Here is a 14,246-nt window from a genome sequence, read left to right as displayed (position 1 = left end):
TGATTTTGCTTGATCGTTCAAAGTGTCCGCCTGTGTAAGGTTTTTTTGCTATTCTAACGCATTTTAATTTGGGTGTATCACCTTACCCCTAAACCGTGCGTTTTTAGCTTCACGCAAATAGTCGCTTGGCCGTGTATTGACCGCGTTGGCGTTGTTGGTTGTGTGCTTGTTTGTATTGGTTCAACTGCCGGAATACTTTCATTTCACACAAATCTCTACCGGCGCACGTTCGGTATCTCTAAGCCGTCTCAACTAAAGCAAACCCTCCCTCACTGGGGATGTTTGCGTATTAACGTGTGTTTATAACTTGTTCCCACGCTGTGCCCTCACTGCCATTAAGTTAAGAAGAAAGCTGGAGAAACGCAGCGTGTCCAGCTTTCAGCAAACGCTATCTAACGCTCACCCATCGACTCACTCAAGGTTTTCACAATCGGCTTTAACAAATACTGCATTACCGTGCGTTGCCCGGTTTTAATTTCCACCGTCGCCGTCATACCCGGCAGAATATCCAACTCACGATCTGGCGTTGCACTAAACACACGCCCTTCCGTACGCACACGGATGCGATAAAACGCCTCCTCATCACTGCGCTCATTCTCCTTCACCGTATCCGCACTAATAAATACCAGACGGCCGGGCAGATCACCATAAATCGTATAATCATACGCATCGACCTTAACCGCGACCGGATAACCCAACTCTAAAAAAGCAATATCTCTCGGGCTCGCCTTCGCCTCAATAAACAACGTCTCCTCCAACGGCACAATATGCATCACCTCATCCCCCGCGCGTATCACCCCGCCCATCGTGGTAATCTGCAAATTTTTCACCACCCCTCGCATCGGGGCAAACAAATCCGTCTGCTCCAACATACTTTGACGTTGCACCATCAACTGATTAACCGACTCCAACTCTTCCAGCGTTCTCGACAGCTCCGCTTGCACTTCCTGAAAATAGCCATTACGCTTCGTAACAATTTGCGACGACAACTCCGCGACCTGACGCTCCAAACGCAAAACCTCATTTCGACTCACATCACCGGCCTCCATTAAGGGCAAATTCATTTTCCACTCCTCCTCGGCCAACGAACGCACTCGCTCCAACCAATGAATATCCTCACTAATCGCCTGCTTACGTTTACGCATCAAAACCAACTGACTCTCTTTCAAACGAGGATACTCATTCACAATACGCGGAAAAATCACCGGCTTCTCCAACATTTCAGCCTCAAGACGCGCCGCCGTCGCACTCAACCCGGCGGCCTTAGCGCGGGTTTCTAAAAAAGAAGCCTCCAACCGAACCCGATCAACGCGCGCCAACAACTGACCGGCCTCCACCACATCACCCTCACGCACCAACAACGCATCCAAACGCCCGCCATCCTGAGACTGCACCACCTGGGTGCGTGAATCCGACACCACCTTCCCCGGTGCGCGCACCACCTCTTCCAACTCTGCAAAATACGCCCAGGTCACAAAACTTGCCAACACCAAAAACGTCATATAAATAACACGCCGCGACCCAGAAAATTGATGTTCCGCCCGATCAGACTGATACACTTTACTCACGCTTCACCTCCCTTCGCCACCGATTTGGTTGCATTCATTTTCAACGCCGCCAACACCTTATCGCGCGGTCCATCAAACGCAATCACACCCTTATCCAACACAACCACCCGATCAACAAACGCCAGCAGGCCGGGCTTATGCGTCACCACAATCAGAGAAGACGCCTTCGGAATATCCTCAAATAAATGACGCATAACCTTCGCCTCCAATTGCGCATCCATCGAAGCCGTCGGCTCATCCAAAATCATCAAGCTCGGGCGCGCCAATAACAAACGTGTCAACCCCACTAACTGGCGTTGTCCACCGGACAAGCCGCGCCCGCCCTCCGAAATCATCAACTCCAAGCCCTTCGGATGCGAGGCCACCACCGCATCCAACCCCGTCAGCTTACACGCCGCCAACAAGCGCGAATCATTTGGCGTAGGCAAACCCAAGGTTAAATTCTCGCGCAAAGACCCATTAAACAAGCGTACATCCTGTGGCAAATAACCGATATGCTCGCGCAAAAACACCGGATCCATATGCAACATATCAACCCCATCAAGCAACATCGAGCCTTCCGAGGGCTTATACAAACCCGCCAACAACTTAATCAAGGTAGACTTCCCAGACCCCACGGCGCCCAAAATCGCCACACGCTCGCCCGGCTTAACCACAAAATTTTTCACATCCAAAATAGGTCTCTCGGCATCATAACCAAACTTAATCGCCCTCGCCTCAACCTCACCGCGACAAGACGCCGGCACCACCAAGCGTTCGCCCGCCGCGCGCTCATCCGGCATCGCCATAATGCCATCCAACGCCTCTAACGCAATTTTGGCCTGATTCCACTGCATCACCAACTGCGGAATCTGAGAAATCGGTGTCAACGCCCGTCCGGCAATAATCGAACATGCAATTAAGCCCCCCATCGTCAACTCACCCGTGGTCACCAGATACGCGCCCACCGCCACCATGCCAACATAATTCACCTGCTGCACCGACTGTGACAAATTCGTCGCCCGAGCGGATAAATCCTTCATCTTTAAATCCGTGTCCGCAATGGTAGAGGTTAACGCACGATAGCGATCCTGCATCTTCCACTCCGCGCCACAAGCTTTTACCGACTCCGCGCCATCAATCGCCTCAATTAACAAACCGTTTTTCTCATTCGACTCCTTCATATTTTGCGCCGAGTACTTTTTTACCTTACGTAACAAGAAGAAGCTCAAACCCACCGCCAAAGGCACCACCACAATCGGCACCAACGCAATCGGGCCGCCGATTAACCAAATCACCGCAATAAAAAACAACGCAAACGGCGCATCCGCCATAATAAACAAAGTCGATGAAGTCATAAAATTACGCACCGACTCAAAATGGCGAATTTGCGACGCAAACGTACCGACTGTCGCCGGTCTCGCGTCCATCCGAATCGACATCGCCTTCGCAAAAAACACCCCCGACAACTCCAAATCGATGCCCTTCGACGCCCTATCCACAATATGCGCGCGCGACTGTTTCATCAAAAACTCAAACATAATCGCCAGCGCCACGCCTATCGTTAACACCCACAAAGTCGAAAAACCCTTCGTCGGCACCACTCTGTCATACACCTGCATCGTATACAACGAAGTAAACAATGCCAACAAACTCACCACAAACGTTGCAAACACCGCCTCAACAAACACCCCACGGTGCTTCACCAACGCAAACCGAAACCAAGCCTTGGCTGAACGGTTCACCGCCCCCTCATCCGTCGTGAGCGCCGCTGGCAACGGTCTTAAGCGCAACAACTGCCCCTGATCGGGTTTATCTAACCCAAAACTAAGCCCCTGCGCATCCTCAACATGAAACACCCCATTAGCCGAGCGCCCACTCACCAAATAAACCTGCTCAGCGCTGACCCAAACCAACGGAAAATCGGTTTTATCCACCTCATCCGGCGCCAAATACTGCACGACCCCCTTCTCAAAATGCGCCAACCACAACTCCGCCACCAACGCATCCGCCGCCAAATCTTCCAGCAGCACGCCCTTGTGCCCCAGCTCCAAATAATCAAACCGAAACGCCGGCACCGCAATACCATATTGCGCCGCCAGCCTAGACAACACCTGCGCCATCTGGCGTTTTAATAACGCCTGCTTATCCTCGCCCTCACTGCCCGGCGTCGCACTCGCCAACACGCCGACCTCTGGTTGTTGATCACTCATCGACCTTCTCCACATTCCCAATATTCAATTCACCCGCCAAAACCATCAAACGCACCTTCGCCGCCATCAAGGGCATTTCCACATCCGTCAACATATAAAACGCCTGCGCCTTCTCTTTTTGCGCATTCAACACATCCAACCAACTCTTGCGCCCCACCTGAAACTGCTTTAAATACGACGCCACAATATCCTCCGTACCCTGCAACAAAGACTGCAAACCAGGCAACTGCGCCTCAAGCGATTGCAACTCCGTCCACGCATTCAACACCTGCAAACCCAACTCCAAATCCTGCTGACGAATCGTCGCCAACGCCACATCACGCCGCGAACGCGCCGCGCTCACCACCGAACGACTGGACAACCCCGCGCCCGATTGCGCCTGTACCGCCAAATACCCGCGCCCATTATCCCGCGCGCTACGATTCTGCTCTGAAATCACCTGCTCATAACCCAAAACCACCAGCGGCATCACCTGCGCACGCGCCAAACTCACCTCGGCCGTGCTCGCCGCCAACTCCGCATCCAAACGGCGTAAAACCGGCGAAAAATCCACCGCCATCGCCCGCCAAACATCTAACCCTCTTGTGCCATCAAACATCCCCAAACCCGGCACCAACAGCTGGCCCACCGGCTTGTTTGAAGCCTGCTCCAACTGTATCAGCGTCTCGCGTAACTGACGTTCATACTGCAACCTATCCGTCACCGCTTGGCGCAACCGCGCCGCCGCCAACACCTCATCCGTTACCGGATTCACCTGCTGCGCCACACGCCGCCCAATCATCTCCAACAACAACTGCAACTCGGCCTCGGCCGCCTTCGCCGCCATCACCCGACGCTCCAAGCGCAAAACTGAAAAATACTGATCCAACGTCTCCATCATCAACTGATAACCGGTCTCCTGTAACGCCACCGACGCCAACAAACGCTGTGCCGAACTTAACGCAATCTGCCCATCAATTTTGCCACCCGACCAAAGCGGCTGCTCCAGCGTCAGCGTCATCTCATAGCCATCATCAAACACCTTCGAATTCAACCCCAACGTCGGCCAGCGACCCCAATTGGCCGCATCCAACTCATAGCCCTTGACCGCTAACTCGCGCTGCTTAATCGACATACTCGGATGCGCGCTCAAGACCCAATCCCAAGTTTGCCCTAAGCTCTGCGTCGGCGAACCGGCATAGCCATGGCTTACCCCTAAAAACAAACCCAAACTCACCGGCAGGCTTAGCGCCAGACTTAGCGCCAAGCTTTGACGAAAACCGATAAAAACGCGCCGGCTTAACCGATAAATCCATCTTCTTAAAAAAAACACCATAACCACCTCAATCACGCAAAAAAGAAACCCACGACAAGCGTGGGTCCCAAACGATTAAAAACAACAGACTCGCGGTTTAGCCCGGTATCACACCAGGGGCCACATACAGATTCTCCAGCTTAAACTCATCGCCCAGCGTATTCACCAAGCCCAAATACTGCAGCTCATGCGCCTCCACCGTGTTGTCATCGGTGGTCGATTGCTGATGCACCCAAAGACCGGTTTTGCTGCTGTTATCGGCGGCGGTGATGGCGAAGACCGAGGTGTTAATCACCCCATTATCAGCATCCGCATCAAAATCAAACAGCTCATTCAACAACGCCGCCACCTTCGTCACATCCCCCAAATCTTGCGCATTGACAGTTTGACTGGCTTGATCATTCAACAACGAGGTGATCAAACCAAACTCATCGTTATTCAACTCAAAGGATGGCAAAACCCTAACTTTTCCAGATATAGGTCCACCTGAAGACTGCGCAAAAATGTTAATATTTCCATCAGCTACAAATTTTATAGACTGATACCATGTTTCAGCCCCTGTATTAGGTTCTATATCATGTTTAGTCACATTATCCAGTTCGACACTAATATCCGGGCTAACATCTGTTTTTCCTACATTTAATGCTTCAGCAAAGGATTGCAGACTATCATATTCTCCTGCAGGGGCATTCCATTGAAACGCACCACTGAAAAGATGGATATCAGATGAAAAGGTAAAGGGTTGTGAAAAATCAATCTCACCTCGTATGATCGAAATACCATGGCCCGCCAAAAACCATTGAATACGAGTAACATCGCCCATGGAAGATTCAGCCAGCACATGATCCACGGCACCATTCAAGGTACTCTCAGCCAAATCGGCTTCCAGCACAATCTTGTCATTTGCGGTTTGGAAATTATTAATCACATCCGCACCACTGCTGCCGACACTCAACACATTAACAGAACCCGCATTCGACTCAAAATCGCTAAACCCGTTCACCGATAGCACAATATCCTCGTCAGCCACATCCAGCGTACCCTCGTCTTCACCCGCCACACCGCCGTCACTCACCGCAACAACATAGCGCGTGTCAAACGAGAACGCATCCTCGCCCTGGGTATTGACCAAGCCCAAATACTGCAGCTCACCCGCCTCTACTGTGCCGTCATTAGCCAAGGATTGGGTATGCTGCCAAATTCCAGTCTTGTTGGCGTCATCCGCCGCCGTGATGGCGAAGATTGAGGTGTTTAGCTGCCCATTATTACTAGCTGCCTTAAAATCAAACAACTCATTCAACAACGCCGCTACCTTCGACGCATCCCCCAAATCGTCCGCATTGACGGTATGAGTGGCATCCTCATTCAACGAAGACGTGATTAAGCCAAACTCGTCGTTATTTAAATTAAATATTCCTTTAACCGTTTCTTGTACGGTTAAATTTATAGGTCCAGCACTCGCCTGAATATCAGTCGCTAAACCATTCACTAACAATATTAGCGACTGAGGATAAGTTACATCAGTGGTAGGATGCACCCATTCCACATTACTCCACACGGCACTAATAGCTAGTGAACCAACACGATCTTCATTCAATGCAGTAACTAATGCGTCAATATTTTCATACTCACCTGCAGGTGCTTCCCACTCGTGCTGCCAAGACTGATTAAAGTTGGAACGTAAGAGTAATCGTGAAGGTAAAGTAAAAGGTTTTGAGGTGTCAATCTCTTCAAGGAGAGCACGCCGATAAGCTTTTACACCATCGTAGGTATCGGTACCGCCGGCGAGCGCAATAGTCTTTGTGACAACACTCACGGATGGAAGCTTGAAATTCACGCTACTATCCGGCGAAGGGTTGTCACTATCGACTTCCAGCACGATCCTATCAAACTGGGTGCGATAGGTATTAACCACTTGCGCCCCGGTAACATTAGAGAAATACTCCACAACACCCACACCCACCGCGACGACATTAGAGTCAAAATAACCGTCACCAGAAGCAGTCAGACCATCCTGATGATCAGTATACAGCTTGCCATCGGTATAATAGCCCTCGGATGCACCGTAGAGCGCTTCATTATCCGTGTCATCTGGGTTAGTCCAAGTTTGCGCTCGAATCGCCTCGCCCGCATCATCGCCGTAAAAATCCACGCCCTCATCCGCGTTAACAACCGTCTGTTCTTTAGGCCAATCATATTCTCCTTCGAGTAATTCGTTATCAACTTCAAGCCCTGTCGGTAGATTTGCTGTACTGAGTGTCACGGAACTATAGGACCACCAGGAATTTAAATCCGGACCGTCAATAAACCAGAATTCATAATTACCATCGTCGAAACGTACCAACTGACCTTCATAACGGCCATTTGCAACATCGCTCACCACATCGTCCAAATCCTCGGTTTTAAATACCAACTGCCCCGTTTGAACGGTTTCAATGACGGCCGCATTACTCAGCGCGCTGCCCGAAACCATAACCGCCGAGTTCAACAAATCCGTGTCGGCAACCGTGCCCATCGGCGCAACCTCACCCCTTAGCGAGGTAATACGCAACACATTGCTTCCCGCCGTCACCGATTCAACAAAACCAGTCAAACCTTGACCCGCCACACCCTGTTGAATCAAAACGCCGGTCTTATCCTCACCCAACGCTGTTTGGTCCGTTGTGATTTTCTCGCGCAAAGCGGCAATAATGACTTCCGAACGATTTGAACCTAAGCCCGCCACATTGACGTAGGTTACCCCGCCAATCGTGCCTGTTTGCGTGGTGGAAAGCGTTACACTGCTGGTTACACCACCGATGGTGACACTGACCACGGTACCATTCGGTGTAGTCAGCGGGCTATCCAATGCCGTATTACTAAATTGAATATCGATAATTTGTGGCAAACCTTCATCTGGGTCATTGACTTGATAAGTGCCTGAGCGCAAGTCCAACGGATCATTACCGGCGTGTTTCGCGGTAAAGATAATACTGTCCCCGCCATCAATCACCACACTGCCCAATACCGCGCTAACGGCAGGGATCGGGGCTTGCTGACCGTGACTCAAGTTTAAGCCGGCGCTATTGATATTAATAGAAGCTCCTGCACCTTCTAACACCGTCGAAATCACCAGAACCTGAACCCCTTCAATTTCTGCGATTTCTACGGTTGCAACATTAACCCCTACCGCCGTTTGAATGGCGTCAACATAATCCGCCACGGTGGTGGTTGCGCCATCTGCCTCTACCGCGCCTGAATACACCACATTATTTACCGTCAAGGCAAAGTTGTAGCTACCGGCGGTGAGAATTTCATCGCCAGTCAAACCGCCAAATTCCCACGCGATGACGCTAGCCCCTTCGGCGGCAACAAAGGTTGAACCGGTGTCATAGACCTCTTCAAAAGTCGCGGCGCTGAGTGTATCGGTGTTGGAAATAGCAAACTTATTAATCTGCACGCTGCTGTTGCCGCCTGTGGCAAGGGTAGAAACCAACAACTGATTGCCGCTGACGCTGAACTCAACGCCCTCTACCTTATCGGTCAAGTCATCATCCTTGAACACCTCCAAACCATTAAGCAACGTCGCCAATCCTTCCAGCGTCGTCACTTCCGAACCCGCAATATTCAGATTCTTCGCCGTGACAAGATCGCCATTAATGGTTAACGAAATGTCATAACCGGTAAACAGATTGTCTTCATCTTGCAAATCGATAAATGGCGTAATATTGATCGCCAACTGTGCGGGAGTATCGACTCCTGCATTATCAACATCAACCGCCGCCGTACCCATCGCTTCTACGGCGCTAACCGATACTTTGTTATCCGCATATTGATCAGTCAACCGCGCAATCGTGATGTTGCTGGATACGACAGCATTGTTATCGCCAATCAGTACAATCGCGCCATTGACCAAAGCGGCACTAATGCCATCGAGCGCATCTAAATAAGCAATAAAATCGCCCACTGTACCACCCGTACCCACACCTTGTTCTGCCAAAGCGGGGGTAAAGTTGATATCGATGATGACAGCATCACCACCCTCACCAATCATTAACTGACCGATAATGGTGGTACTGTCCAATAGATCCGTTGTCAATAATTCCAGCCCACCGCTAAGCGCAATTTTTGATTCAATCGCATCAAAAATTGCGGTTTCAGTGGCGAATTTGCCGTCGCGGGCTTCGATCACCGCTTGCGCCAAGTTGCGCACCGTGTCGTCTTTGGTAGCGCCGTCGTGGGTGGCGACCAGAGCGGTGATGGGCGTACCGGCTATTTCCAAACTCACCGTCGCAGGTCCGCTCGCGCTTTCGCGGGTGTCGAAATCAACCTCCGAGAAATTGGCTTTACTCACCTGAACCACTTCTTTAGTGGTCGTAAATACTTCAGCAATCTCAATTTCATCGTAACCATCGACAGGATCTGTGGCCGTAAACTTCAAACCTATTTGCCCTGATTCGGTTACCACTTCAACCGAGTCAATCCTTGCTAGTGGTGAACCAGCTGCCGCCAAACCTATTTCAGCCTCAATCGCCGCTTTGAGTGCATTGATTGTCGCCACCGCTGTGGTCAGCATGTCTGTCTCAAACTCCATGCCATTTACCTTAATACCCACTTTACCATCCTCGTAGTAAAGCGCGTCAACGCTGCTAAAATAGGCAACGGCTTCTTGCTTAACACCCACATAATCGATAGCCGCTTCCGTAATTTCAAACGCCTCGTAAATCGCCTGCTTAGAGCTTAAGGTAAAGGTGCCGCCATCGGACAACGAAACATCGCCGATTAAATCACTGGGCGGAATAGCTGCCACCGCCTCAACGGCATCAACATAAGGTTCAGGCGCAATAAAAAGCGGTGCGTTAATTGAGTATTCGTTTCCTACCCCCACAGCAATCAACAATGTGTTAGAGCCAGTAGCTGGTTGGAATGCATCTTTAAGGGCTTCAATCTTTAAGTGCAAGTCGCCTGAATGTTTAGCCGTGATAACGATATTACCGTTGTCGATCACTGCATTTTCAATATAAGGTGCAGTATTTATGTTTGTTTTCAGATAATTAAGAAAGGTTCCTAAATTAGTAAAAATACTTTCATTAGTACCTCCATTAGTAAATCCAACACTGTTTGTGCCATCTCCAACACTCCAGTTTACGTTAAATTCAGTAAATGGAGGTTCTTCTGGTTCTAAAGCCATGTCATAGTTTGTCATACCTAGTGTAAAGTTACCTTCAATAGTGATAACCGCTTTACCACCGCTCGCTTCAGCGCCGTCAACCCCTTCCACGCCTTCGATTTTGGTACGTATCGCCGTTTCAAGATTGGCCAAGCTGGCGGCGGCATTGCCGGCGACCATGTCGGCTTCTACCGTGAGTTCGCCCGCGTCAACATCCGTGCCTTTGACGGTCAGATAAAGCTTACCACCGTCAAAGTAGTCACCATCGTCAGTGCTATAGGTGGCGGTAGCGAGTTGCTGAATGCCCTGGTAATCCAACGAAACATCCGAAATGGTAAACGTTTCCTTGCCAGCTTGCGCAGCGGTCAGGGTGATCGCCCCATCTACCCGTTCCGCCTTGGCAATTAAACCCTGTAAGTCACCACCTGATTCGGTAGCCGCATTGATCGCATCAACGACGGCCTGATCCGTTTGATTGATGATTGAAACAAGAGTATATGCGTTCATTTCATGTAAAGACGAACCCTTCCAATAAGAAACATTCAAGTTTACCTCTTCGTAAGTGCGCCCCTCCACAACCACAGGAATTATTGTAATTTCATTAAAAGCGGAATCCGTTGGATGAGGGTTAAAGAATACCTCCGCTACAGAAGGATGAGCCTTGATCTTTGCTAATGCTTGTTCAAGCGTTAGCCCCCCAATGTTGCCCACGCTCGGCATCTGATAATCAAACTGCGAGTCAAAGGTTACTGTGGTTTCCTGACCAGCCTCTTGGTATTTCAATTCAATTTTCAGGTATGAAGAATCAAGGTGAGCCAATGGTTTAGGTTCCAATACTGACTCTAAAGTAAAGGCATCAGGAATCTTATGCTTATACGAAGGTTGGTCTTCCTGCATAGCCACTGAAATAGTGACGGGTGTGCCGTTTATCAGTTGGCCTTCGTTATCTGGGTCGGCAACTCTAGGCGTAATAGTGATATGCGCCTGGCCGCCCACGAAATACACAGATGGCTTGCGGTCTGCATCCGTAATCGGGGTGGTGTCGCTATAGGTGTTATAAACTTCGCTTGCACTCAGGCTAAAGGTCGCCTGCTGCGCTTCGCCAGCATAATCCTGCTTCGCCACCACTTGCAACGGATCTTCACCCTCAATAGCCGCAGTGAAAAGCAGAGTTCTACTACCCTCAACGCTAGGTTCAGTGGTCACTGCGCGAAAATCAATTACACCTCCGGCCCCTTGTACTGGAATACCTGTATGAAACTGATGTGTCGGATAGAGCTCAATCTCAATTTTGTTGTTAGCTTCATTAAAACGTATCTCCTTCAGCCAGGTTGGCTTGTTGTCAAAACTGTCAAGCAGTGCTTGAATATTATCAAACAACCAATAATCGTCATCTCCAAGCCTTACTACCTCTATGTCAGTTGGGTTAGGCCTGATATTTACAGTTGTTAACACTTGCCCAGCCCCAGTCCCTGAAACACCAGATATCTGTAATGCCGGTCCACTCGTCCAGTGTGATGTTGTATTAAGCCACAAAACGGGTATGCTATTAATATCCGCACCACCTAAATCCACTCCACCAAAGGCGGTACTTGCGGCAATACTAGCTTGCGGGAGTGTCCAGCCACTTGCAAAAAGACTTGAGGGGAAGGCAACCGCTTCCAACTCATTGGTTTGGATATCCAGCTCCACACTATGCAACACATTGGCTAACTCAGACTCAGGATTTTCGTTTTTGGCTGCATCGATGGCCGCTTTCAAGGCGGTCAAGGACGCGTCTATATCACCCGCCACCATATCAGCTTCAATTTCCTCACCAGCAATAGTGACGCGGAGTTTGCCGCCTGCGTAGTAGTCATCCGGGTTGTCGCTGAATCGGACCAGTGTTTGTTGTTGTACGCCGGGGATTTCAAGCGAGGCTTCTGTAACCTCAAAGCTAGGCTCGTCCCCTTCGCTGACGACTTGCGCCGCCGTCAAGACTAGGGTGGTAACCGGGCCTTCTACATCGTTTTCATCATCCAATGTTGCTACTGCACTGGCTTCGCCTATAATGCCGACTAGCACACCATCGCCCGTAGTCGCCGCATTGATGGCGGCCACCAGCGCGGCTACAGTGGCGGCAGGATCGCCGTCCACCATATCGGCTGTAATGGTTTCGCCTTCAATAGTGATGCTGATTTTACGATCAATCTTGTCTTCCAAGCCTGCAGGAATTTTTGTTTCGTAATCAGTTACATCGGTGCTGAACTCAACGCGCATTTCAGTGAGCTGCCCCGGATGGGTTAACACAGGGATAGTCTCACTGCCGACTCGTGCGCCGGCGCTGACGTTGAATGGCGTATCGTTATTAACAGCCACTAAGGTAAGTTGTGGAACATCGTTAACTATCGCGACGTTTGCGCTGGATACTAGCTCATCGACAAGTGCAGCCAGACCATTCAGCCCGTCTTCCGCGTCCTCGTCCGCTTCTAGCGTGTAGCTGAATACCTGTCCGTTGAGGGTGATGGTCAGTTCAGTACCTTCACGATAGTATTTAAAATCATCACTATCTGTCGGGAACTGGAGCAATACAGAGGGTAAGGTTCTGCCATCGTAAATGGTTTGGTAGATAACTTTATCTTGTGCATTATCATGGCGCGTTAAATTGATGATATCGGCACCCAATCCGCCTACAATGGCATCATTACCGCGCCCCGCATCAATGCGATCGTCGCCTTCGCCGGCTTCAATACGCAAGTTGATGCTGTTATTGAAGGCAGTAAAGCGCATGTGGTTATCTAACTCGTCACCCTGTGCGGTGACCAGTGTTGCATTTTGCATCGCCTCTATGCCATTTGCGCTCACCAGACCCGCATGAATGGTGGTATCCCAGTCGGTGATGCTGTAGATGATCTTTGTCAAATCAAACCCGGCATCCGCTAAAGCAATAGCTTGCGCGAGGCTTAAATCGCCCTCGATAGTCATCGGAATCGTATCCAGCTTGTAGCCGGCGACGTCATCAGAGGTTAAAAACGCGTTGGTGAGTTTGTTAGCGATAATAGTTTCAGTCGTAATGGCAACCTCAACGGCACCGTCGGTACTGATGGGGGTATACTCGTTGTTATCCTTATGGTGATCATCTATTAACGCAATACTATCTAAATCTAATAAGACTGTCTGATTACCATCGACCTCGACTATAAAGCCAGTAGGCAGGGTGATAGTTCCTTCTTGAGCATGGGTGTTAAGAGGTGGATTTAAGTTTAATTGAAAAGGAGTAATATCTGAGGAACTTACAAAGAACTTGTCTACCGGTATAGAAATAGGGCCTGATGCAAAGCTGTCCAAATGAACTGGGGTCACTTCATCATGATCGTTTTTTGCAAATATAAAGCCAACTATAACTGTAGCAGGTTGAATGTTTTGTTGAGTTAACGACGCCACAATCGTAGCGTAATCGGTAACGCCCTCAACCTCCGTCCCAAACAACGCCGCCACAGACTTGGTTAACGGGTTACCTGAATATGTTTCAGGCTGTGCTTCTAGTGCATCGAGACGTGCTGTTAACGCTGTTAACTGCTCTTGCATATTACCTGTTTCTAGGTCAACACCCAAAGCACCTTGCAGCGAAGCAATTGCCTCATTAAGTGCTTTAAGCGTGCCATAGGTTAATGAGTCATCACCATCATTTAAACCGCTGATTTCATTTCTCAGGGCTATAACCGCATCGTCTATCGCTTGGTTAAGCGTTGTCTCAAGGGCGTTTAGTGCGCCAGCTTGGGTTGTGTCATTGTTACCGACGGTGCTTTGCAGTGCGGTTAACGCGGCTTTTAATCCGGCAATCGAGTCGGTGGTGGCCGCATCGTCATCCGTGCTGTTATCGATCAGGGTTGCAATGCTTGTGGCGCTGCTTGTGGCATTGGTTGTGATCTGGGTTTGCAGGTTATTGATGGCGGTTTGTAGTTGCGATGCCGCATCGTCTATCGCTTGGTTAAGCGTTGTCTCAAGGGCGTTTAGTGCGCCAGCTTGGGTTGTGTCATTGTTACCGACGGTGCTTTGCAGTG

General features: G+C 49.9%; 4 protein-coding genes. All 4 read right to left on the bottom strand.

The window, feature by feature from the left end; all coding sequences use genetic code 11:
- Positions 1-392 precede the first annotated feature (392 nt).
- Positions 393-1,568, bottom strand: a complete 1,176-nt coding sequence (locus NA59_RS11230; RefSeq protein ID WP_052501634.1) for an HlyD family efflux transporter periplasmic adaptor subunit — start codon at positions 1,566-1,568, stop codon at positions 393-395.
- Positions 1,565-3,760, bottom strand: coding sequence for a type I secretion system permease/ATPase (locus tag NA59_RS11225; RefSeq protein ID WP_052501633.1), 2,196 nt, complete (start codon positions 3,758-3,760; stop codon positions 1,565-1,567). Before NA59_RS11225 ends, NA59_RS11230 begins: the two co-directional genes overlap by 4 nt.
- Entirely contained in the window at positions 3,753-5,075 is a 1,323-nt protein-coding gene (locus tag NA59_RS11220) for a TolC family protein (protein ID WP_232504082.1), read from the bottom strand. The genes NA59_RS11225 and NA59_RS11220 overlap by 8 nt, the downstream gene beginning before the upstream one ends.
- Positions 5,076-5,151: 76 nt before the next feature.
- Positions 5,152-14,246, bottom strand: a 9,095-nt coding sequence (locus NA59_RS11215) for a hypothetical protein (protein ID WP_044412582.1), incomplete at its 5' end; no start/stop codon positions are given.

Source organism: Thiomicrospira microaerophila, from assembly GCF_000934765.1.
Classification (GTDB): domain Bacteria; phylum Pseudomonadota; class Gammaproteobacteria; order Thiomicrospirales; family Thiomicrospiraceae; genus Thiomicrospira; species Thiomicrospira microaerophila.
This window is presented reverse-complemented; position numbering and strand designations above follow the sequence as displayed.